The sequence below is a fragment of the Ruminococcus sp. 5_1_39BFAA genome (assembly GCF_964240875.1).
Classification (GTDB): Bacteria; Bacillota; Clostridia; order Lachnospirales; family Lachnospiraceae; genus Blautia_A.
In genome coordinates this window covers 103,736-125,760 of the sequence record NZ_CAXSVO010000004.1, presented here as the reverse complement: position 1 = coordinate 125,760, position 22,025 = coordinate 103,736, and the positions used below count along the sequence as shown (strand labels likewise).

At 46.4% G+C, this 22,025-nt stretch carries 20 protein-coding genes; 18 read left to right on the top strand and 2 right to left on the bottom strand.

Going from position 1 to position 22,025, the window contains the following annotated elements:
• Nucleotides 1-90: 90 nt before the first annotated feature.
• From argH to ACESZH_RS07505, 6 genes are all read left to right on the top strand, one after another.
• On the top strand, nucleotides 91-1,473 hold the full coding sequence (gene argH / locus ACESZH_RS07530; protein ID WP_373213941.1) for an argininosuccinate lyase: 1,383 nt from the start codon (nucleotides 91-93) through the stop codon (nucleotides 1,471-1,473).
• 87 nt (nucleotides 1,474-1,560) lie between these two features.
• The gene (gene asd, locus ACESZH_RS07525; protein ID WP_373213938.1) at nucleotides 1,561-2,646 is read left to right on the top strand and encodes an aspartate-semialdehyde dehydrogenase; all 1,086 of its coding nucleotides are present in this window, start codon (nucleotides 1,561-1,563) and stop codon (nucleotides 2,644-2,646) included.
• A gap of 115 nt (nucleotides 2,647-2,761) precedes the next feature.
• A complete protein-coding gene (selD, locus tag ACESZH_RS07520) occupies nucleotides 2,762-3,802 on the top strand; it encodes a selenide, water dikinase SelD (protein WP_373213935.1) in 1,041 nt (346 codons plus the stop codon).
• Nucleotides 3,803-3,899: 97 nt separating this feature from the next.
• Nucleotides 3,900-4,655 carry a formate/nitrite transporter family protein gene (locus ACESZH_RS07515; RefSeq protein ID WP_373213933.1) on the top strand — a complete coding sequence of 252 codons (756 nt, stop codon included), beginning with the start codon at nucleotides 3,900-3,902 and terminating at the stop codon, nucleotides 4,653-4,655.
• Nucleotides 4,655-6,715 carry a DNA topoisomerase gene (locus tag ACESZH_RS07510; RefSeq protein ID WP_373213931.1) on the top strand — a complete coding sequence of 687 codons (2,061 nt, stop codon included), beginning with the start codon at nucleotides 4,655-4,657 and terminating at the stop codon, nucleotides 6,713-6,715. Before ACESZH_RS07515 ends, ACESZH_RS07510 begins: the two co-directional genes overlap by 1 nt.
• Nucleotides 6,712-7,380, top strand: coding sequence for a UDP-N-acetylglucosamine pyrophosphorylase (locus ACESZH_RS07505; RefSeq protein WP_373213929.1), 669 nt, complete (start codon nucleotides 6,712-6,714; stop codon nucleotides 7,378-7,380). The genes ACESZH_RS07510 and ACESZH_RS07505 overlap by 4 nt, the downstream gene beginning before the upstream one ends.
• 10 nt (nucleotides 7,381-7,390) lie before the next feature.
• Here ACESZH_RS07505 and ACESZH_RS07500 read toward each other — a convergent pair whose 3' ends face one another.
• On the bottom strand, nucleotides 7,391-8,134 hold the full coding sequence (locus tag ACESZH_RS07500; protein ID WP_373213927.1) for a TraX family protein: 744 nt from the start codon (nucleotides 8,132-8,134) through the stop codon (nucleotides 7,391-7,393).
• Nucleotides 8,135-8,340: 206 nt separating this feature from the next.
• On the opposite strand from ACESZH_RS07500, the gene ACESZH_RS07495 reads away from it, so the two are divergent.
• The 5 genes from ACESZH_RS07495 to ACESZH_RS07475 all read left to right on the top strand — a co-directional run bounded on the left by ACESZH_RS07495 (nucleotide 8,341) and on the right by ACESZH_RS07475 (nucleotide 11,854).
• Nucleotides 8,341-9,033 (top strand): iron-sulfur cluster assembly scaffold protein, encoded by a 693-nt coding sequence (locus ACESZH_RS07495; RefSeq protein ID WP_373213925.1) that lies wholly within the window; start codon nucleotides 8,341-8,343, stop codon nucleotides 9,031-9,033.
• A 26-nt stretch (nucleotides 9,034-9,059) separates the two neighbouring features.
• A complete protein-coding gene (locus ACESZH_RS07490; RefSeq protein WP_373213923.1) occupies nucleotides 9,060-10,070 on the top strand; it encodes a GGGtGRT protein in 1,011 nt (336 codons plus the stop codon).
• Between the two features lie 161 nt (nucleotides 10,071-10,231).
• Nucleotides 10,232-10,462 (top strand): hypothetical protein, encoded by a 231-nt coding sequence (locus ACESZH_RS07485; protein ID WP_373213921.1) that lies wholly within the window; start codon nucleotides 10,232-10,234, stop codon nucleotides 10,460-10,462.
• A gap of 76 nt (nucleotides 10,463-10,538) precedes the next feature.
• Nucleotides 10,539-11,024 carry a Cys-tRNA(Pro) deacylase gene (ybaK, locus tag ACESZH_RS07480; RefSeq protein WP_373213920.1) on the top strand — a complete coding sequence of 162 codons (486 nt, stop codon included), beginning with the start codon at nucleotides 10,539-10,541 and terminating at the stop codon, nucleotides 11,022-11,024.
• Nucleotides 11,025-11,038: 14 nt separating this feature from the next.
• Complete coding sequence (locus ACESZH_RS07475) at nucleotides 11,039-11,854, top strand: hypothetical protein (RefSeq protein ID WP_373213919.1); 816 nt, start codon at nucleotides 11,039-11,041, stop codon at nucleotides 11,852-11,854.
• A 71-nt stretch (nucleotides 11,855-11,925) separates the two neighbouring features.
• Here the strand turns inward: ACESZH_RS07475 and ACESZH_RS07470 are convergent, their stop codons facing one another.
• Nucleotides 11,926-13,566, bottom strand: a complete 1,641-nt coding sequence (locus tag ACESZH_RS07470) for an ABC-F family ATP-binding cassette domain-containing protein (protein WP_373213918.1) — start codon at nucleotides 13,564-13,566, stop codon at nucleotides 11,926-11,928.
• A gap of 285 nt (nucleotides 13,567-13,851) precedes the next feature.
• On the opposite strand from ACESZH_RS07470, the gene ACESZH_RS07465 reads away from it, so the two are divergent.
• From ACESZH_RS07465 to cobT, 7 genes are all read left to right on the top strand, one after another.
• A complete protein-coding gene (locus ACESZH_RS07465; protein WP_373213917.1) occupies nucleotides 13,852-14,364 on the top strand; it encodes a shikimate kinase in 513 nt (170 codons plus the stop codon).
• A 39-nt stretch (nucleotides 14,365-14,403) separates the two neighbouring features.
• Nucleotides 14,404-15,093 carry a cytochrome c biogenesis CcdA family protein gene (locus ACESZH_RS07460; RefSeq protein WP_373213916.1) on the top strand — a complete coding sequence of 230 codons (690 nt, stop codon included), beginning with the start codon at nucleotides 14,404-14,406 and terminating at the stop codon, nucleotides 15,091-15,093.
• Nucleotides 15,094-15,231: 138 nt separating this feature from the next.
• Nucleotides 15,232-15,642 carry an Rrf2 family transcriptional regulator gene (locus tag ACESZH_RS07455; RefSeq protein WP_373213915.1) on the top strand — a complete coding sequence of 137 codons (411 nt, stop codon included), beginning with the start codon at nucleotides 15,232-15,234 and terminating at the stop codon, nucleotides 15,640-15,642.
• 182 nt (nucleotides 15,643-15,824) lie between these two features.
• Nucleotides 15,825-19,367 carry a pyruvate:ferredoxin (flavodoxin) oxidoreductase gene (gene nifJ, locus ACESZH_RS07450; protein WP_373213913.1) on the top strand — a complete coding sequence of 1,181 codons (3,543 nt, stop codon included), beginning with the start codon at nucleotides 15,825-15,827 and terminating at the stop codon, nucleotides 19,365-19,367.
• Nucleotides 19,368-19,555: 188 nt separating this feature from the next.
• A complete protein-coding gene (locus ACESZH_RS07445) occupies nucleotides 19,556-20,515 on the top strand; it encodes a glycosyltransferase (protein ID WP_373213912.1) in 960 nt (319 codons plus the stop codon).
• 12 nt (nucleotides 20,516-20,527) lie between these two features.
• On the top strand, nucleotides 20,528-20,944 hold the full coding sequence (locus ACESZH_RS07440; RefSeq protein ID WP_373213911.1) for a GtrA family protein: 417 nt from the start codon (nucleotides 20,528-20,530) through the stop codon (nucleotides 20,942-20,944).
• A 28-nt stretch (nucleotides 20,945-20,972) separates the two neighbouring features.
• Entirely contained in the window at nucleotides 20,973-22,025 is a 1,053-nt protein-coding gene (cobT, locus tag ACESZH_RS07435) for a nicotinate-nucleotide--dimethylbenzimidazole phosphoribosyltransferase (RefSeq protein WP_373213909.1), read from the top strand.

Genomic DNA, 22,025 nt, shown 5'->3' with positions numbered 1-22,025 from the left:
GAGAAAAATGTGATACACTAAGGCATGTTTGAAAGGTGCCGGATCAAGACATTGGGCACAGAAATATTTTAAAGAAACGAGGAATCAGCTATGGCACAGCTTTGGGGTGGACGTTTCACTAAGGAAACGGACAAACTGGTATATAACTTTAACGCATCCATTTCCTTTGACCAGAAGTTTTATGAGCAGGATATCCGAGGCAGCAAGGCTCATGTTGCGATGCTTGCAAAACAGGGCATTCTTACCGCCACGGAGAAGGATAAGATCACAGAGGGACTGGATGGCATTCTGGAGGATGTGAGATCAGGAAAGCTTGAGATCACTGCTGAGTATGAGGATATCCACAGCTTTGTGGAGGCGAACCTGATCGACAGGATCGGGGATGCGGGCAAAAAGCTCCACACAGGCAGAAGCCGAAACGACCAGGTTGCACTGGATATGAAGCTTTATGTGAGAGACGAGATCGATGCCATTGACGCAGAAGTGAAAGCGCTTCTGGAGGCTTTGTTAAAGATCATGGAGGAGAATGTACATACTTACATGCCGGGCTTTACGCATTTGCAGAAAGCACAGCCTGTCACACTGGCTCACCATGTGGGGGCCTACTTTGAGATGTTCCGCCGTGACCGCGGGAGACTGTCTGATATCCGTAAACGTATGAATACCTGTCCGTTGGGCGCGGGCGCACTGGCAGGTACCACCTATCCTCTTGACAGAGAATATACAGCAGAGCTTCTGGGTTTTGACGAGGCGACCAGAAACAGCATGGATTCCGTGTCAGACAGGGATTATGTGATCGAGCTTTTATCCGCACTCTCTACCATCATGATGCACCTCAGCCGCTTTTCCGAGGAAATTATCCTGTGGAATTCCAATGAGTACCGTTTTGTGGAGATCGATGATGCCTATAGTACAGGAAGCAGCATTATGCCCCAGAAGAAAAATCCTGACATTGCCGAACTGGTAAGAGGAAAGACCGGACGTGTCTATGGGGCGCTCATGTCCATTATGACTACTATGAAAGGCATTCCGCTTGCATACAATAAAGATATGCAGGAGGATAAGGAGCTGACCTTTGATGCCATTGACACTGTGAAAGGCTGCCTTGCCCTTTTCAGAGGGATGGTCTCTACCATGCAGTTTAACAAAGAAAATATGGAAGCCAGTGCCAAAAACGGCTTTACCAATGCCACCGATGCGGCGGATTATCTGGTAAATCACGGCGTGCCGTTTAGGGATGCCCATGGAATCGTAGGTCAGTTGGTATTGAAATGTATCGAAAAGGGAATTTCTCTTGATGACTTGTCTTTGGCAGAATATCAGGCTGTCAGCCCTGTTTTCCAGGAGGATATTTACGAGGCGATCAGTATGCGAACCTGTGTGGAGAAGCGGATCACGTTGGGAGCTCCGGGACCTGATGTGATGGAGCAGGTGATCAGTGCCAGCAGGGAATATCTTGAAAAAAGTGCTTGATTTTTTATGCAGTTTGTTGTAGCATGTGATGAAAACACAAATGTGCGTTAAGGAAAGACACACAAATGGAAATGAGGAGATATTGTTATGAGTGAAAAGTTAAAAGTTGGTATTTTAGGAGCTACCGGAATGGTGGGACAGAGATTCATTTCTCTCTTGGAGAATCATCCTTGGTTTGAGGTGGTTACACTGGCTGCAAGCCCCAGAAGTGCAGGAAAAACCTATGAGGAGGCTGTAGGCGGCAGATGGAAAATGGACACGCCGATGCCGGAAGCAGTGAAGAATCTTGTGGTCATGAATGTAAATGAGGTTGAGAAGGTTGCTTCTACCGTTGACTTTGTATTTTCCGCTGTAGACATGTCAAAAGAAGAGATCAAAGCCATCGAGGAAGCTTATGCAAAGACGGAGACACCTGTTGTTTCCAATAACAGCGCCCACAGATGGACACCGGATGTCCCGATGGTAATTCCGGAGATCAATCCGGAGCATTTTGAAGTCATTGAACATCAGAAGAAGCGTCTTGGCACAAAGAGAGGTTTTATCGCAGTAAAACCAAACTGTTCCATTCAGAGCTACGCACCTGTGCTTACGGCATGGAAAGAATTTGAGCCATATGAAGTAGTTGCCACAACCTATCAGGCAATCTCAGGCGCAGGTAAAACCTTTAAGGACTGGCCGGAGATGGAGCATAACATCATCCCGTTTATCGGCGGTGAGGAAGAAAAGAGCGAGAAAGAACCGCTCCGTATCTGGGGTAAGATCGAAGACGGCGTGATCGTACCGGCTGCTGAGCCTGTGATCACCTGCCAGTGCGTGCGTGTTCCCATTCTCAACGGACATACCGCTGCTGTATTTGTAAAATTCAGAAAGAAAGCCACAAAGGAAGAGCTGATTCAGAAACTGACAGAGTTTAAAGGCATTCCGCAGGAGCTTGAGCTTCCAAGTGCGCCGAAGCAGTTTATCCAGTATTTAGAGGAGGACAACCGTCCTCAGGTAACCGCAGATGTGGACTTTGAGAACGGTATGGGCGTTTCCGTGGGCAGGATCCGTGAGGACAGCGTTTATGACTGGAAATTTATCGGACTTTCCCACAATACTGTGAGAGGTGCAGCAGGCGGTGCTGTTCTCTGCGCAGAGACATTGAAAGCAAAAGGATATATCCAGGCAAAATAAAACAAAAAGGGTACTGCATCGACATCGGCAGTACCCTTTTTGTAAAGCTACCGCCTTTACGGAAAAGCAGTTTTATGCTAAGATAAAAGAACTTACCAGGATAGGAGGTGAAGCCATGAGCAGAGAAGAAAAGATACGTCTTACCCAGTATGCCCATACTGCCGGGTGAGCGGCGAAAGTAGGTCCTGTGACCCTTGCCCAAGTTTTGGGCAGGCTGCCGAGATTTTATGATGAAAACCTTCTGGTTGGCACGGAATCCTCAGACGATGCTGCAGTGTACAGGATATCAGACGAGCTTGCAACCATCCAGACACTTGACTTTTTTACTCCGGTTGTGGATGATCCTTACGACTTTGGAAGAATTGCTGCCGCAAACTCCTTAAGCGACGTTTACGCCATGGGAGGGGAGCCTAAGATTGCTTTGAACATTGCGGCTTTTCCAAACTGTCTTCCGGCGGAGATTCTGGGAGAAATCCTGCGCGGCGGAGCTGATAAGGTTATGGAAGCCGGGGCTGTACTGGCAGGCGGACATACCATTCAGGATGATGAGCCCAAATACGGACTGAGTGTTACCGGATTTGTGCATCCGGACAGGCTGTGGAAAAACACAGGAGCACAGGAGGGAGATTTCCTGATCCTGACAAAGCCTCTTGGGACCGGAATCCTGACCACTGCTGTAAAAGCAGAGCTGGCTTCTGAGGAGGAACAGCGGGAAGCAGTGGAGATCATGGCAACGCTGAATAAATATGCCAGAGATGCGGTGAGAGAATTGCGGATCCATGCCTGTACAGATGTGACTGGCTTCGGCCTTGCAGGACATGCGCTGGAAATGGCGAGAGGAAGCGGGAAGTCCCTACTCATCCATACGAAGCTTGTTCCGATTTTGGAGTCTGCAAGGCTCTATGCCTCCATGGGACTGGTACCTCAGGGCGCTTACCGGAACCGGGATTTTGCGGAGGAACATGTCTCTATGGGTGCGGTGGAGCTTGCAGTACAGGATATCCTGTTTGATCCCCAGACCTCAGGAGGACTTCTTCTGTCTATTGCACCAGAGGACGCAAAAGCAGCGCAAAAGGCCCTGTCGTCGCTGAATATTCCGTCTGACGTTATCGGTCAGGTGACGGATAAGAAGGAAAAATGGCTATATTTTGACTAATTGCAACATTTTTCTCACTTTTTATTGTGAAAAAATCATCAAAGTGTTATAATGTTTAGGAACTATAAAAATTTCATAAACTAGCGGAGGTGGTTTTATGAATTACGAAGACGTACAGAAACTCTCAAACGCTGCAAAAGGCAAGATCGGCCTTTTGAACAGCAACTTCCTGAAGTATTTCCTTCGCGCGGTCATGGCAGGATTCTTTATCGATGTGGCTATGATCTACAGCAACGTGGTAGGTAATGTATTTTCAGGCACAGCACCGGAATGGGGAAAATTCCTGGGAGCACTTGTTTTCTCCATTGCAGTACTTTTGATCTGCCTTGTAGGCGGCGAGCTTTTTACCGGAAATAACCTGGTTATGGCATTCGGCGCATATGACAAGAGCGTTTCCTGGGGAGATGCCGGAAAAGTATGGCTTGTCAGCTACATTGGAAACTTTGTGGGATGTCTGATCTTTGCGCTGATTTTTGTAGGCGCAGGCGCATCCGGCACAGCAGATTACTTTGGTGGATTTATCAACAACAAGCTGACGATCCCTATGGGCCAGATGTTTTTCCGTGCAGTATTGTGCAACTTCTTTGTATGTTTGGGTGTACTCTGCGGAATCAAGCTGAAAAGCGAGGCAGGAAAATTCCTGATGATCGTGATGTGTATCTCAGGCTTTGTCGTAAGCGGCTTTGAGCACTGTATCGCAAACATGGGAATTTTTGTGACCAGCCTTGGCCTGGTTGACGGATTGTCCATCGGTCTGATGCTGAAGAGCATGGTGATCGTTACACTTGGAAATATGGTAGGCGGTGCTGTATTGCTGGCATGGCCGCTTAGAAAGATGAGTGCAGACAAATAATGGCAAAAGCTTTATACATAGCTGAAAAGCCCAGTGTGGCTCAGGAATTTGCGAAAGCTTTAAAAATCAACGGACAAAGACGGGACGGCTATCTGGAGTCTGAAACTTCAGTGGTGACCTGGTGTGTAGGGCACCTGGTCACCATGAGCTACCCGGAAAAATACGATATCAAGTACAAAAGGTGGAGTCTCGATACCCTGCCTTTTTTGCCGCGTGAATTTAAGTATGAAGTAATCCCCGGCGTGCAGAAGCAGTTTGATATTGTAAAGGGATTGCTGAACCGGCCGGATGTGGACACCATCTATGTGTGTACCGACTCCGGGCGTGAGGGAGAATATATTTACCGCCTTGTAGCACAGATGGCAGGTGTGAAGGGTAAAAACCAGAAAAGAGTGTGGATCGATTCCCAGACAGAGGAAGAGATCCTGCGGGGTATCCGTGAGGCAAAGGATATTTCCGAGTATGATAATCTGTCTGCTTCCGCTTACCTCCGGGCAAAAGAAGATTATCTAATGGGAATCAATTTTTCCCGTGTACTTACCCTGCGGTATGGAAACAGCGTTTCCAACTATCTGGGCTCTAAATACCAGGCTATTTCCGTGGGCCGTGTCATGACCTGCGTTTTGGGAATGGTGGTGCGCAGGGAGAGAGAAATACGGGCATTTGTAAAAACACCGTTTTACAGGGTAATCAGCAGCATTGCCCTTGAAGGAGAAAAATTCGACGGAGAGTGGAGAGCGGTGGAGGGAAGCCGCTATTTCCAGTCCCCGGTTTTATATAAGGAAAACGGCTTCCGCAAAAAAGAGGATGCGGAACGGCTGATCCAGGAATTGAGCGTGAATCCGCCCCTTACCTGCGGGGTGGAAAAGGTGGAACGCAAAAAGGAGAATAAAAATCCGCCCCTTCTGTTTAATCTTGCGGAGCTTCAGAACGTGTGCTCCAAGCTGTTTAAGATAAGCCCGGACGAAACTCTTGCCATTGTGCAGGAGCTTTATGAGAAAAAACTGGTGACCTATCCGAGAACGGATGCCAGGGTTTTGTCCACAGCGGTGGCAAAGGAGATTTATAAAAATATTGCAGGCTTGAAGAATTACGGCCCTGTCGGGGAAGCGGCAAAGGAAGCTCTGGAGCTTGGAACCTATAAAAACATTGCAAAAACGCGATATACAAATGACAAGCAGATCACGGACCATTATGCCATCATTCCCACCGGGCAGGGACTGGGAGCGCTGCAAAAGCTTTCCCAGACCGCGCAAAGAGTGTATGAGACGATCGTGCGCCGCTTTTTGAGTATTTTTTATCCTCCGGCTATTTACCAGAAAGTTTCCCTGGTGACAAAGATGGAGAAGGAAGCCTTTTTTTCGTCCTTTAAGGTACTGTTAAGCGAAGGCTATCTGAAAATAGCATCCAATTCTTTTTCCAGAAAAAAAGGAGAGGAAGGAGAGAAATCCCGCGAAGGGGACGGGGAAACGGAGATTTCCTGTGACGAAGCGCTGCTTAACGCATTGCAGAGATTAAAAAAGAATGATATACTTCCTGTAGATGGCCTGAGCATCAAAGAAGGAGAGACATCGCCGCCGAAACGGTATAATTCCGGTTCCATGATCCTGGCTATGGAAAATGCGGGACAGCTCATCGAAGACGAGGAGCTGCGGGCGCAGATCAAGGGCAGCGGGATCGGTACCAGCGCTACAAGGGCAGAAATTCTGAAAAAGCTGTTTCACATCCAGTATCTTTCCCTGAATAAAAAGACACAGGTGATTACACCGACTCTTTTGGGAGAGATGATTTACGATGTGGTGAATTGCTCCATCCGGCAGCTATTAAACCCCGAGCTTACGGCAAGCTGGGAAAAGGGGCTGACCTACGTGGCGGAGGGCAGTATTACGGAACAGGAATATATGGATAAGCTGGAGCATTTTGTGCGCATCCGTACCAACCAGGTGGAGGCCAGCAACTATCAATACGCTTTGCGGCAGTTTTTTGATGCTGCGGCACAGTATTATAAGAAGCCGGAAAAAACTACGGCTGCATCAAAACGAGGAGGAAAATCATCATGATGAAAGATTTTACCATTGCAAATCTGCTGGATCTTGACCAGACCATTGCAAAAGAGCTTTTTGAGGGAAAAACATATCCCTGGGAGGTTCTTCCGGAGATCGGAGATTTTATTGTAAAGCTTGGAAAAACGCTGGACCCGGAGGAGTATGACTACCATGAAGGAGATATCTGGATCGCGAAATCCGCGAAAGTAGCTCCGACAGCCTGCATCAATGGTCCTGCTATTATCGGCAAGGATACTGAGGTACGCCACTGTGCCTTTATCAGAGGCAAGGCGCTTGTGGGAGAGGGATGTGTAGTGGGAAATTCCACAGAATTGAAAAATGTGGTGCTTTTTAATAAGGTTCAGGTTCCTCATTACAATTACGTAGGAGATGCAGTCCTGGGTTATAAATCCCATATGGGAGCAGGATCTATCTGCTCCAATGTAAAGTCTGACAAGAAGCTGGTAATCGTAAAAGACGGAGAAGAACAGATCGAGACAGGCTTAAAGAAATTCGGCGCAATGCTGGGAGACAATGTGGAGGTAGGCTGCGGTTCCGTATTGAATCCTGGAACTGTAATCGGCAGATGCACCAATATCTATCCCCTTTCCCCGGTAAGAGGCTGTGTACCTGCCAACAGTATTTATAAAAACAAAGATGAGATTGTTGCGAAGCAGTAATGCTTCGCAGTTATAACGGAAAGAGGATCGTCTGCAAAATGTAGAGAATGGCTATGTGTACCGGATAAAAGGCATAAAAGAAATATTTTGCGCCTTTTCCGCGGATAAAGCCCCTCTTTCCGTTGTACATATTAATAGCGAGAAAAGCAAAGCATGCCTTCCATTCATAGTACAGCCAGGAGCTTCCGATCACCGCCTGAGCTGCTTTTTTATTGTGAAGCCAGTACATGATCAGCAGAAACACGTATCCGCGCCAGCCGTAATCGGCATGAAGATACCAGGATACGGCAAAAAGTGCCAGCATACAAAGAAGCTGCATGGTTTCACGGTCTTTGTAATAGTCAAGGGCACAGAAGGCGAGATATCCCAGAAACAGGGTAAAAAATACATTCTGTCTGGCGGGATTAAAAAGCTCGCCTCCGTGGGCAAAATTCCACGGAATCTCTGAAATACAGGCAAAAACCAGAAGGTTCAGGCCGTATTTCCGGCGGTCATGGGTGTGAAGGAAGCCCTCCACTAACAGAAAGCAAAAGATGGGGAAGGCGGCTCGCCCTACATCCCTCATAATGCGGTAAATAGAAAATCCGGTATTTCCCAGAGTAAAAAGAGTGGTTGTGGCAGGTGCGTACCGGTTCAGCAAAAAAGCCGCCGTGTGGTCTATGAGCATGATCACCATAGCCAGTACCTTTAAGGCGCTGCCGCTGAGAATTCTGTATTTTTCGGGCAAAAATGAGTTTGGGGTAGTTTTTTCCATGGTTGTTCCTGCTTTCCTGTAATATGAGAATTATTCTATCACATACGGAAATGGTTTTCCATGAATTTTGTTCGGTTCTCACAAAGTTTTTGTGCGTATTTTTACAAAATATGACTAGACGAATGAAGCATTTTGTGAGAAAATAACGCTAGGTTGTTAGGTCTTTAACAACGCATAAGTCAATCCATACTGAAAGGAGTCTTAAAATGATTTACACTAAGGAAGTTGAAAACATGTGTCCTGTAGCTAAGGGCGCAAAACATGAACCAGCTCCAATTCCGGAAGAAGGAAAATGGGTTCATTCTAAAAAAATCGAAGATATTTCAGGCTTTACACACGGTGTTGGCTGGTGTGCTCCGCAGCAGGGTGCATGTAAGCTGTCCCTGAACGTAAAAGAAGGCGTGATCGAGGAAGCTCTTGTTGAGACAATCGGATGTTCCGGTATGACCCATTCTGCAGCTATGGCAGCAGAGATCCTTCAGGGCAAAACTATCCTGGAAGCTTTGAACACTGACTTAGTCTGCGATGCAATCAATACAGCAATGAGAGAGCTGTTCCTTCAGATCGTTTACGGACGTACTCAGAGTGCATTCTCTGATGACGGTCTTGCAATCGGTGCCGGACTTGAGGATCTTGGAAAAGGACTTCGTTCCCAGGTTGGTACTATGTACGCAACAAAGGAAAAAGGCGTTCGTTACCTGGAAATGGCAGAAGGCTATGTAACAGGTATCGCTCTTGACGAGGATAATGAGGTTATTGGATACCAGTTCGTTTCTCTTGGAAAAATGACTGACTTCATCAAAAAAGGTGATGACCCTAACACCGCATGGGAAAAGGCAAAAGGTCAGTATGGCCGTGTAGCAGATGCTGTTAAGATTATCGACCCGAGACAAGAGTAATTGGGAACGAAAGGAGACGAACGAAAATGGCATTATTTGAAAGTTATGAGAGAAGAATCGACCAGATCAATGCTGTATTAAACAGCTATGGAATCAGCTCCATCGAAGAAGCTGAGAAAATTACAAAAGATGCTGGACTTGATGTATATGAGCAGGTTAAGAAGATCCAGCCTATCTGCTTTGAGAATGCTTGCTGGGCTTACACCGTAGGCGCTGCTATCGCAATCAAAAAAGGCTGCAGAAAAGCTGCTGACGCTGCTGCAGCGATCGGAGAGGGCCTTCAGGCTTTCTGTATCCCTGGTTCTGTTGCTGACCACAGAAAAGTAGGTCTTGGCCATGGTAACCTTGGAAAGATGTTACTGGAAGAAGAGACAGAGTGCTTCTGCTTCCTGGCAGGCCATGAGTCCTTTGCAGCAGCAGAGGGTGCTATCGGTATCGCTGAGAAGGCAAACAAAGTACGTCAGAAACCATTACGCGTTATCCTGAACGGACTTGGAAAAGACGCTGCTCAGATCATCTCCCGTATCAACGGCTTCACATTTGTAGAGACAAAATATGACTACAAAGAAGCAAAATTAAACGTTGTATATGAGAAACCATACTCTGACGGACTTCGCGCTACTGTAAAATGCTACGGTGCAGATGACGTTCAGGAAGGTGTTGCGATCATGCACCATGAGAACGTTGGCGTTTCCATCACCGGTAACTCCACTAACCCGACACGTTTCCAGCATCCGGTTGCAGGTACATATAAGAAAGAATGCGTTGAGTTAGGAAAGAAATATTTCTCCGTTGCTTCCGGAGGCGGTACAGGACGTACCCTTCACCCGGACAACATGGCAGCAGGTCCTGCTTCCTACGGTATGACCGATACCTTGGGACGTATGCACTCTGATGCTCAGTTTGCAGGTTCTTCCTCCGTACCGGCTCACGTTGAGATGATGGGTCTGATCGGAATGGGCAATAACCCGATGGTTGGTGCTACTGTTGCTGTAGCTGTTTCCGTTGAGGAAGCTGCTAAGGAAGGCAAGTTCTAATTCATAGAGCTTTTAAAATCAATAGTTTGGAGCTTTTGGGAGTTTCCCAAAGGCTCCTTTTTTTCTATCATATGCGAGGATAAAAGAAAGGTTAATTTACAAAATTAAAACTTTTTATAGTATAATAAAAGAAACCTAGTTTACGTAAATGGAGAAATGCTATGAGAACAATGGAATTTTCGATAGAAGACAACGGACCAATGCTGGAGGTTGGCAGGGTTTATGAAGTGAAGGAGTTTGAAACCAGCTTTTACACCTATATGATCGAGGATGCGCTGGGTATGAGTAAACCTTATCCTGCCAGTGAGAGGTTAAAAAGCAGAAGCGGAAAAGTGATCGAGAAAAAGGAGACAGACAGGTTTAAAATCGCTGTGTTGGAGTTTGACGAATAGCAATTGCCGTTGATTATACCGACCATTTGTGCTAAACTACAATCAGCCAGAACATTATAGGAGGTTGACAGAAAATATGGCAAAGGAAGCGAAAACAAATGCGATGCGGATGCTGGACCGTCAGAAGGTGAAATACGAGACACTTGTCTACGAATGTGATGAATTTGTTGATGGAATTCATAGTGCTGATCTCACTGGGGCGCCGTACGAACAGTCTTTTAAAACCCTTGTGATGGAAGGCAAAAGCGGCGGCTTTTACGTATTTGTAGTTCCGATTGAAAAAGAGGTAGACCGTAAGGCTGCGGCAAAGGCAGTGGGGGAAAAGGCTGTTGATATGATCCATGTAAAAGACATTACCAGGATTACCGGATACGTTCGGGGAGGGTGCAGTCCCATTGGCATGAAAAAAGCGTTTCCTACTGTTTTTGATGCGACTGCCGGGGATTTCCAGGAGATATACGTAAGCGGGGGACGAATTGGACTGACGCTTAAGGTTCCGGTACAGGACCTGCTTGCTGTGACGAAGGGCAAGCTTGCGGACATTACTGTAAATGAGAATTAAGGAGGCTGAGGAATATGAAAGAGAAGAAAAGATTAAGAAGGCTGGTCATGGTAATGCTGACAGCAGTCATGCTGCTGGCAAGTGCTGTGACAGTATTCGGCGCTACGACCCGTACAAAAAGGATAACAGCAAAGCTGAATGCAGGAAGCTGCTATCATCTGGTAAATACGAATACGAATGTAAATAAAATTACCCAGTATACATACCGCATTGTTCCTCAGACAAAGAATACCAGATATGATATCGTATTTTCTTATGATGGAGCAGCGCTTGCAACAGCGGATTGCCGTGAAGATTCCGGAAATGTAAAAAGCTCTACTTACTTAAAAACCTCGCAAAGCTCAAAATCCGGGCTTGTTGCCTGCATTTATGTAAAATCCGGAAGCATCAAGATGAATGTGAACTATAAAACAACGTCATCAGCGGCAAAACAGCTTACCTTCCAGAAGCAGTCAGCAAGCCATAAGCCTTTGAAAACCGTAAATATTACAAAAGGCAAAACCGTTTACTTTAATCGCACCCGGGGCAATGTATCCTATACGCCTGTGATTTTTGCTGCAAGAAAAGGAACTGTTGTAAAGAGAACCCTGAACAAAACATCCTATGAGACTTATAACTTCCGTGCAAATGACCTGGCCTTCAAGAGCCTGACAAATAAGAAGGTAACCAAGTCTCAGAGGTTGGATTATGATTCTGCAAACGGCAAGACAAAATATACATTAATGCTTCTTCCGGGAACCTATTCCGGTGTCATGACCCCTACCAAAGGAAGCTACGCATCTTTCCTGTATCCCACAGACTGTCTGAGTATCAAGGCAGTAGTAAAATAGCTAAGCAAAAAATAACAAAAGCTCCGGGCCGTATTGGTTCGGAGCTTTTTGCCGGAAAATTTTAACTTTTATCAGTTATCCTGTGCATCTGCCTCATTTACCTGGTAAACATGGCGTTTCTTTGCCATTTCATCGCTTGCCAGATATTCATCATAAGTAGTGATCTTGTCAACCAGCGTGCCGTTAGGAAGAATCTCCATAATACGGTTTGCAGTGGTCTGCACAAACTGATGGTCATGGCAGGTGAAAAGAATGACACCCGGAAATTTGATCAGTCCGTTGTTTAATGCTGTGATGGATTCCATGTCAAGATGGTTGGTAGGCTCATCCAGAAGAAGGATATTGGCGCCGGAGATCATCATCTTAGAAAGAAGACAACGCACCTTTTCACCTCCGGAGAGGACACGGACACGTTTTACGCCATCCTCGCCAGGGAACAGCATACGGCCCAAGAAACCTCGCACATAGGTGGCATCCTTAATCTCAGAATACTGGGTCAGCCAGTCGGTGATGGTCAGGTCATTGTCAAACTCCTGGGTACTGTCCTTAGGGAAATATGCCTGGGAGGTCGTGACACCCCATTTATAATTTCCTTCGTCCGGCTCCATCTCTCCCATAAGGATCCGGAACAGGGCAGTGGTAGCCTGCTCATTGGCACCGACAAAAGCAACCTTGTCGTTGTGACCAAGGGTGAAGGAAATATTGTCAAGTACCTTAACACCGTCAATGGTCTTGGAAAGATTTTCAACCATCAATACCTCATTGCCGATCTCGCGGTTCGGACGGAAATCAATGTAGGGATATTTACGGCTGGAGGGACGCATCTCATCCAACTGGATTTTTTCCAGAGCTCTTTTACGGGAGGTTGCCTGCTTGGATTTGGAAGCATTGGCGCTGAAACGGGAAATAAATTCCTGCAGCTCTTTGATCTTTTCTTCTTTTTTCTTATTGGCTTCCTTCATCTGTTTGATCAGGAGCTGGCTGGACTCATACCAGAAATCATAGTTGCCGGCATAGAGCTGGATCTTGCCGTAATCGATATCAGCGGTATGCGTACATACCTTATTTAAAAAGTAACGGTCATGGGAAACCACGATCACCGTATTGTCAAAGTTGATCAGGAACTCCTCCAGCCATTCAATAGCAGGAAGGTCAAGATGGTTAGTAGGCTCGTCAAGGAGAAGAATATCCGGATTTCCGAACAATGCCTGGGCAAGAAGAACCTTTACCTTCAGGCTTCCGGTCAGGTCTGCCATCTGTGTATAATGGAATTCCGTATCCACGCCAAGACCATTCAACAGGGTGGCAGCATCGGATTCTGCTTCCCATCCGTTCATCTCTGCAAATTCACCCTCCAGCTCGCTGGCGCGGATGCCGTCTTCGTCGGTGAAGTCCTCTTTTGCATAAATGGCCTCTTTTTCTTTCATTATTTCATACAGTCTGACATTTCCCATGATAACGGTATCCAGAACAGGGTAAGCGTCGTACTTGAAATGGTCCTGCTGCAGAAAGGAAAGACGCTGCCCAGGGGTGATCACAACATCGCCCTTTGTTGGCTCCAACTGACCGGAAAGAATTTTAAGGAATGTGGATTTTCCGGCGCCGTTGGCTCCGATAAGACCGTAGCAGTTGCCTTCTGTAAACTTAATGTTTACATCCTCAAAAAGCGCTTTTTTTCCAACGCGCAAAGTAATATTGTTTGCTGAAATCATAATTTACCTCTTCTTAGCTTTTCTGTAAAAAATCACTTCAATTATTTCTTTGTTTAGTATAGCCGATTTCCATTCTAACGTAAACTGGGAAATTTGCAAGAATTATTTTCATTTTCCCTTACTTTTTATGGCAGAAAGCTGCTATTTGCAGCTATTTCCGCCTGTTTGACTTGTTCTTTACAAAATAAATAAGAGCGTGTTATAATACGCGGAAGGATAGAGCCGGAGGGTTTTGTCCATAAAAGGGATTTAGTGTCAAGTACAGAAAAAGATTGGAAGAGGAAAATGAAGAACAGACAGATTTATCTTACAGGATTTATGGGAACAGGAAAAAGCACGGTTTCCCATTGTCTCCATGAAGCTTACGGGCTGGAGCAGATAGAAATGGACGAGGAGATCGTCAGGGAGGAAGGAATGAGCATTCCTGATATTTTCCGCGAAAAAGGGGAAGCGTATTTCAGAGAACTGGAAACAGCTTTTCTGGGACGGCTTTCCGGAAGGGCAAATATCGTGATCTCCTGCGGAGGAGGAACGGTGATGCGGCAGTGCAATGTGAATCTTATGAAAAAACACGGTAGGATCGTCCTTCTGACGGCTGCGCCGGAGACGGTATACGAGAGAATACGGGACTGCCATGACCGTCCGCTTTTGGAAGGGAATATGAATGTGGAATACATCCGGGAACTGATGGAAGTGCGGAGACCGAAATATGAGGCTGCGGCAGATTTCTCGGTGAAAACTGATGGACGCAGTGCGGATGCTATCTGCCGGGAAATCATGGAGAAAGCAGGAGAGTAGAACGATATTGTTATAGTTTGGAAAGAAAGAAGAGATTTTATGAGCGCAATACTGGACACATTAACAAAAATCATGTCTGAAAATCTGTGGGCGGCGCCGCTTTTAAGCCTGGCAGCAGGATTGATCACTTCCTTTACGCCGTGCTCACTGGCTACGGTGCCTATGGTTCTCACCTGTGTGGGCGCTACCGGGGCAAAGCCGGCAAAAGCTTTCAGACTCTCACTAACAATGGCACTTGGAATGGCTGTGACCTTCGGCGTCTTTGGTTCTGTGGCATCCGCCATCGGTCATTTCATGCACGAGGCCGGACATTGGTGGGCGATCCTGATGGGTATCCTGATGATTCTGATGGCGCTTCAGGTTTTCGGTGTCATAAACGTTATTCCGCATATCCATGTTTCCGAAAAGAACACCAAAAAAGGTTATGCCGGAGCTTTCCTCACAGGAGCGCTGGGAGGGGTATTCGCATCCCATTGTGCTATCCCTGTCATGGTTGCTTTGCTGGCGCTGGTGGCACAGCTTGGAAGAAACGCGTGGTGGGGTATTCTTCTTATGGTTCTTTATGCCCTGGGACACAGCATCCTTTTGCTGGCAGCGGGAACCGGATACAGCTATGTAAATAAAGCAATTGAGAATCCGCGTTTTGGAGCGGTGAGCAAATGGCTGCGGTATATTCTGGGGATTGTCATCCTGCTCGTAGGGCTTGTTCTGATATTTGGTGAGAAATAAAATAGTGGAACAGTCGTGGTTAAATATATTTGACCATTTAGTTGAAATTTATGTATAAAATTGATATAATTTCTGTAGTTGGGAGAGGAAATACAGTACACTAGAAGTTCTTAGACATTAGAAGAAAGGTACGGAATTATGTTTATTACGAGAGAGTGTGACTATGCGGTGAGGGTGCTTCGCGCCCTGGCTGGAGAGGCGAGGCTCAGTGTAAGCGAAATCTGTGAAAAGGAAGCCATAACAGCTCCTTTTGCATACAAGATTTTAAAGAAGCTGCAGAAATCGGGAATCGTAAAAGGATTTCGAGGGGTTCACGGCGGTTATGCACTGAACAGAGGATTGGATGAGATGACCCTGTATGATGTTTATTCTGCAATTGATCCGGAATTATTTATCATTGAGTGTATGGATCCGGGGATGGTGTGCGTCAGAGATGGGCAGGACGGATTGCCCTGTCTGGTACATAGGGAGCTGGCAGAGATCCAGAGAGAGCTTTGGTCAATGCTGCGAAGAAAATCCCTGCAGGATATTTTGGAAAGAAAAGAATAAAGGCTTTCAGAAAAGGCAGGAGCTTTCGGAGTTTCTGCTTTTTTGTATGTGATAATATACAAAAAAAAGGCAAACAAAATAGACATCTTTTAAAATATATGCTATAATTAAAACCGGAATTTTAGACACATTGTGGTCTAGAAATAATTTTTCATCATACCTTTAAGGAGGAATAACAAACTATGGCAAGAAAGATGAAAACCATGGATGGTAATCATGCAGCCGCTCATGCATCATATGCTTTTTCTGATGTAGCTGCTATTTACCCGATCACCCCTTCATCTGTTATGGCTGAGGCAACAGACGAGTGGGCTACCCAGGGAAGAAAGAACATCTTTGGACAGGAAGTTCAGGTTACAGAGATGCAGTCCGAGGCTGGTGCAGCAGGTGCAGTACACGGCTCTCTGGCAGCAGGTGCCCTGACCACTACCTACACAGCATCCCAGGGTCTGTTACTTATGATTCCGAACCTCTACAAAATCGCTGGTGAGCAGTTACCGGGCGTTATCAACGTATCCGCTCGTGCTCTTGCTTCCCATGCACTTTCTATCTTTGGTGATCATTCTGACGTTATGGCATGTCGTCAGACAGGATGCGCTATGCTGTGTGAGTCTTCCGTACAGGAAGTTATGGACTTAACTCCGGTTGCACATCTGGCAGCGATCAAAGGTAAAGTTCCTTTTATCAACTTCTTCGACGGATTCCGTACATCCCACGAGATCCAGAAAATCGAAACATGGGATTATGAAGACCTGAAGGATATGGCTGATATGGATGCCATCCAGGAGTTCCGCAACCATGCGCTGAACCCGAATCATCCGTGCCAGAGAGGTTCCGCTCAGAACCCGGATATCTTCTTCCAGGCAAGAGAAGCATGTAATCCATACTACGATGCTCTTCCGGCAATCGTACAGGAATACATGGACAAAGTAAATGAAAAGATCGGTACCGATTACAAACTGTTCAACTACTATGGTGCAGAAGATGCAGAGCATGTAGTAGTAGCTATGGGTTCCGTAAACGATACCATCGAGGAGACCATTGACTACTTAATGGCAGCAGGCAAAAAGGTTGGTGTTGTTAAGGTTCGTCTGTACAGACCATTCTGTGCACAGGCCCTGATCGACGCAATCCCTGCATCTGTAAAACAGATCACTGTTATGGACAGAACAAAAGAGCCAGGCGCACTTGGCGAGCCTCTGTACCTTGACGTTGTAGCTGCTCTGAAAGACAGCCAGTTCAAGGATGTACCGGTATTTACCGGACGTTACGGTTTAGGTTCCAAGGATACGACTCCGGCACAGATCGTAGCAGTATTCGAGAACACAACAAAAGCTAAATTCACTCTTGGTATTGTGGATGACGTTACAAACCTTTCTCTTGAGACAGGCGCAGCTCTCGTAACCACACCAGAAGGAACAACCAACTGTAAGTTCTGGGGTCTTGGCGCTGACGGAACTGTAGGTGCTAACAAGAACTCCATCAAGATCATTGGTGATAACACAGACATGTACGCTCAGGCTTACTTTGATTATGACTCCAAGAAGTCCGGCGGTGTTACCATGTCTCACTTACGTTTTGGTAAGAAACCGATCAAATCCACATATCTGATCCACAAAGCAGACTTCGTTGCCTGCCACAACCCGTCCTATGTAAACAAATACAACATGGTACAGGAGCTGGTAGACGGCGGTACATTCCTTCTGAACTGTGCATGGGATATGGAAGGTCTTGAGAAACACTTACCAGGACAGGTAAAAGCATTTATCGCAAACCACGGTATCAAATTCTACACCATCGATGGTGTTAAGATCGGTATCGAGACCGGCATGGGACCAACACGTATCAACACGATCCTTCAGTCCGCATTCTTCAAACTGACCGGTATCATTCCGGAAGAGCAGGCTATCGACCTGATGAAGGCTGCTGCAAAGGCTACTTACGGACGTAAAGGTGATGACGTTGTTCAGAAGAACTGGGCTGCAATCGACGCTGGTGCAAAACAGGTTGTTGAGGTTCAGGTTCCGGAAAGCTGGAAAGATGCTGCTGACGAAGGTCTGCACATGACCAATGCTACCGAGGGACGTCAGGAAGTTATCGACTTCGTTAATAACATCCAGGCAAAAGTAAATGCTCAGGAAGGAAACAGCCTGCCTGTATCTGCATTCAAGGATTACGTAGATGGTACCACACCGTCCGGCTCTGCTGCATACGAGAAACGTGGTATCGCTGTTAATATTCCTGTATGGAATCCGGAAAACTGTATCCAGTGTAACAGATGTGCTTATGTCTGCCCGCACGCAGTTATCCGTCCGGTAGCTCTTACAGAGGAAGAGGCTGCTGCAGCTCCGGAAGGAATCAAGACATTACCGATGACCGGTATGAAAGAATACAAGTTCACCATGACTGTTTCCGCACTTGACTGTACAGGATGTGGTTCCTGTGCAAATGTCTGCCCAGGCAAGAAAGGTGCAAAAGCCCTTGCTATGGAAAACCTGGAAGCAAATCTTGGCGAGCAGAAATACTTTGATTACGGCGTAAAACTTCCGGTTAAGGAAGATGTTATCGCTAAATTTAAAGAGACAACCGTTAAGGGAAGCCAGTTCAAACAGCCTCTGCTTGAGTTCTCCGGAGCTTGTGCAGGTTGTGGCGAGACACCTTACGCAAAACTGATCACCCAGTTGTTCGGCGACAGAATGTACATTGCAAATGCTACAGGCTGCTCCTCTATCTGGGGTAACTCTTCACCGTCCACACCATACACCGTAAATGCTAAGGGTCAGGGTCCTGCATGGGGCAACTCCTTATTCGAGGATAACGCTGAGTTCGGTTATGGTATGCTTCTCGCTCAGAAAGCAATCCGTGACGGTCTGAAAGCTAAGGTTGAAGATGTAGTAGCAAACGGTACAAACGAGGACGTAAAGGCTGCTGGTCAGGAATGGCTGGATACCTTTGCATGCGGAGCAACAAACGGCGCAGCTACCGATAAATTAGTAGCAGCTCTGGAAGCTTGCGGATGTGACAAGGCAAAAGAGATTCTTGCTCAGAAAGACTTCCTGGCTAAGAAATCCCAGTGGATCTTCGGTGGTGACGGATGGGCATACGATATCGGATTCGGCGGTGTTGACCATGTTCTCGCAAGCGGACGTGACATCAACGTTATGGTATTCGATACTGAGGTTTACTCCAACACAGGCGGACAGGCTTCCAAGTCTACACCTACCGGTGCAATCGCTCAGTTCGCAGCAGGCGGTAAAGAAGTGAAGAAGAAAGATATGGCTTCTATCGCTATGAGCTATGGTTATGTATATGTTGCTCAGATTTCCATGGGTGCTGACTTCAACCAGGCAATCAAAGCAATCGCAGAGGCAGAGGCTTATCCGGGACCATCCCTGATCATCGCTTATGCTCCATGTATCAACCATGGTATCAAGAAAGGTATGTCCAAGGCTCAGACCGAGGAAGAACTGGCTGTTAAGTGCGGATACTGGCACAACTTCAGATTCAATCCTGCAGCAGAAGGAAGCAAGTTCACACTTGATTCCAAGGCTCCGGATATGACCGATTACCGTGAGTTCTTAAACGGCGAGGTTCGTTATAACTCCTTACAGCGTCAGAATCCTGAGAAGGCTGAAAGACTGTTCACTAAGAACCAGGCTGAGGCTAAGGCAAGATTTGAATATCTGCAGAAGCTGGTTACTCTTCACACAGAAACAGAAGAATAATCATATAAAGACAGCTCTGATATCATAGAGCTTATGGCCTGCGGTGCATAGAAATATGTACCGCAGGTTTTTTACTTCGCTTCGCTTAAGAATCCTTAAGAACTTGTTTTTCGGTTGAATCGGATAGAAAATTGTAATATAATGTTAATGTTCGGCGGACAAATATAAAAAGATAAAAGGATGAGAATATGAGCAGATTATCAGTGGTTCTGCCAGCATATAACGAGGAATTGATGGTGGAAAAGGCATGCAGCGTGCTGAAGGAAACCTTAAGCGCTGCGGGCATTTCCTATGAGTTGGTAGTTGTGGACGATGGGTCCGCAGACAGCACATGGGACAGGATCGTAAAAGCAGGAGAGAGAGACAGCAATGTTCTGGGAGTCCATTTTTCCAGGAATTTTGGAAAGGAAGCGGCTGTTTACGCAGGGCTGGCGCAGGCGTCGGGAGATGTGGTGGCTGTGATGGACTGTGATCTGCAGCACCCACCGGAAACTTTGATAGAAATGTTCCATTTGTGGGAACAGGGCTATGAGGTCATCGAAGGAGTAAAATCCAGCAGAGGAAAAGAAAGCATCCTTCATAAAAAAAGCGCCGGACTGTTTTATGGAATTATGACCAAGGCAACAAAAGTGGATATGCAGAACGCATCCGATTTCAAAATGATGGACAGAAAGGCCGTAGACAGTATACTGTCTATGCCGGAGCGAAACATGTTTTTCCGTGCAACATCATCGTGGGTTGGATTTCGCAGTACCGCTGTGGAGTTTGAAGTGCGGGAGCGCGAGGCAGGGGAGTCGAAGTGGTCCGGTTGGTCACTGATCAAATATGCCTTTACCAATATCGTGGCATTTACCACAGTTCCGCTGCAGTTTGTGACCATTATCGGAGGAACCTGTTTTGGCTGTTCCCTGATACTGATCATCTATTCCCTGCTCCAGTTTTTTCGCGGGCACGCAGTGGAAGGCTATACCACCACACTGATCGTACTTTTGCTGATCGGAAGTGCCATTATGGTGAGTCTGGGGATTATCGGCTATTATATAGCGAAAATTTATGAGGAAGTGAAACGGCGTCCGCGGTACATTGTTTCAAAGATTGTCCGCGGCAATAAGGATGTGTACGATGAGGCGCATCAGGATAAAGTCTGACAGGAGATGACTATGGAAAAAAGGATCAGAGCACTATACGAAAATGACATGGTGCGCTATGTATTTTTTGGCGGCTGTACCACGCTGGTAAATCTGGTAAGCTTTTTTATTCTGCGCCATGCAGGCGTTGGGCTTACCATTGCCAACATTATTTCTGTAATATTAGCGATTATTTTCGCTTATTTGGTAAATTCTAAATATGTATTTCAGGATAAATGCGAAACCCTGAGAGATCATATCAGACCCTTCTGCAAATTTATAAGTGCGCGGCTGGTCACGATGGTGATAGAGGTGGGCGGCGTATGGCTCCTCGTGGAAGCGGCAGGTATGATGGATATGGCAGGGAAATTTATCATTCAATTTATCGTATTGATCCTGAATTACATATTCAGCAAATTTTTTGTATTTACAACCGGAAGGAAAAATTAACGAAGCTGAAAAAATGGAGGAAAGAACTATGACACTGGAAGAAGCAATCTCACAGGTAAAACCCTTGGATGAGGAGAAAATGAAAATTGCCAAAAAGCGCTGGGACAACATTGCCAAGCCGCTTCATTCACTTGGAAAAATGGAGGACATTATTACGCAGATCGTGGGAATTACAGGGCAGGAAAAAGCAGATATCAGCAAAAAAGTCCTGGTAGCCATGTGCGCAGATAATGGCGTGGTTGAGGAAGGCGTTACCCAGACCGGGCAGGAAGTTACCGCAATCGTGGCGGATAATTTTGTTAATGAGACGACAACAGCCTGTGTGATGTGCCATCAGTGCGGTGTGGATATTATGCCTGTAGATGTGGGAATGGTGACGGATACCACCGCCCGCAGGGATTTTAAGGTGGCCTATGGTACAAAAAACATGACCAAGGGTCCTGCCATGACAAGAGAAGAAGCAGTAAAAGCAATCGAGGCGGGAATTAATGTGGTCAAGGAGTTAAAAGAAAAAGGATACCAGATGCTTGCCACAGGTGAAATGGGAATTGGAAACACCACCACAAGCAGCGCCGTTGCTTCCGTTCTTTTAAAGCAGCCGGTGGAAGCCATGACAGGCAGAGGCGCAGGGCTTACGAGTGAGGGCCTGGTGCGCAAAATAAATGCCATCAAGAAGGCAATCGAGTTAAACCAGCCGGATCCCCAGGATGCCATCGATGTGCTGGCTAAGGTTGGCGGCTTTGATATTGGAGGAATGGCAGGTGTCTTTTTAGGAGGAGCGGCGTTTGGAATGCCGGTTCTTATGGATGGTTTCATTTCCTGTGTATCTGCCCTGATCGCAAAAATGATCTGCCCGATGGCGGGTGACTATATGATCGCAAGCCATGTGTCAAAGGAACCGGCAGCGCATCTGATCCTGGAACATATGGGCAAAGATCCGGTGCTTCATGCAGACATGTGTCTGGGAGAGGGTACGGGAGCTATCGCGCTTTGTCCGTTCATTGATATGGGAGCGACCCTCTACAATACATTAAGTACCTTTGAGGATATTAACGTAGACCAGTATGAGGAGTTAAAATAA

Coding starts and splice junctions, on each gene's coding strand:
- ACESZH_RS07460 (WP_373213916.1), top strand. CDS start 14,404: ATGAGCGCAATACTGGACACATTAACAAAAATCATGTCTGAAAATCTG.
- ACESZH_RS07495 (WP_373213925.1), top strand. CDS start 8,341: ATGATTTACACTAAGGAAGTTGAAAACATGTGTCCTGTAGCTAAGGGC.
- argH (WP_373213941.1), top strand. CDS start 91: ATGGCACAGCTTTGGGGTGGACGTTTCACTAAGGAAACGGACAAACTG.
- ybaK (WP_373213920.1), top strand. CDS start 10,539: ATGGCAAAGGAAGCGAAAACAAATGCGATGCGGATGCTGGACCGTCAG.
- ACESZH_RS07510 (WP_373213931.1), top strand. CDS start 4,655: ATGGCAAAAGCTTTATACATAGCTGAAAAGCCCAGTGTGGCTCAGGAA.
- cobT (WP_373213909.1), top strand. CDS start 20,973: ATGACACTGGAAGAAGCAATCTCACAGGTAAAACCCTTGGATGAGGAG.
- ACESZH_RS07455 (WP_373213915.1), top strand. CDS start 15,232: ATGTTTATTACGAGAGAGTGTGACTATGCGGTGAGGGTGCTTCGCGCC.
- nifJ (WP_373213913.1), top strand. CDS start 15,825: ATGGCAAGAAAGATGAAAACCATGGATGGTAATCATGCAGCCGCTCAT.
- asd (WP_373213938.1), top strand. CDS start 1,561: ATGAGTGAAAAGTTAAAAGTTGGTATTTTAGGAGCTACCGGAATGGTG.
- ACESZH_RS07470 (WP_373213918.1), bottom strand. CDS start 13,566: ATGATTTCAGCAAACAATATTACTTTGCGCGTTGGAAAAAAAGCGCTT.
- ACESZH_RS07475 (WP_373213919.1), top strand. CDS start 11,039: ATGAAAGAGAAGAAAAGATTAAGAAGGCTGGTCATGGTAATGCTGACA.
- ACESZH_RS07465 (WP_373213917.1), top strand. CDS start 13,852: ATGAAGAACAGACAGATTTATCTTACAGGATTTATGGGAACAGGAAAA.
- ACESZH_RS07445 (WP_373213912.1), top strand. CDS start 19,556: ATGAGCAGATTATCAGTGGTTCTGCCAGCATATAACGAGGAATTGATG.
- ACESZH_RS07490 (WP_373213923.1), top strand. CDS start 9,060: ATGGCATTATTTGAAAGTTATGAGAGAAGAATCGACCAGATCAATGCT.
- ACESZH_RS07440 (WP_373213911.1), top strand. CDS start 20,528: ATGGAAAAAAGGATCAGAGCACTATACGAAAATGACATGGTGCGCTAT.
- ACESZH_RS07485 (WP_373213921.1), top strand. CDS start 10,232: ATGAGAACAATGGAATTTTCGATAGAAGACAACGGACCAATGCTGGAG.
- ACESZH_RS07515 (WP_373213933.1), top strand. CDS start 3,900: ATGAATTACGAAGACGTACAGAAACTCTCAAACGCTGCAAAAGGCAAG.
- ACESZH_RS07500 (WP_373213927.1), bottom strand. CDS start 8,134: ATGGAAAAAACTACCCCAAACTCATTTTTGCCCGAAAAATACAGAATT.
- ACESZH_RS07505 (WP_373213929.1), top strand. CDS start 6,712: ATGATGAAAGATTTTACCATTGCAAATCTGCTGGATCTTGACCAGACC.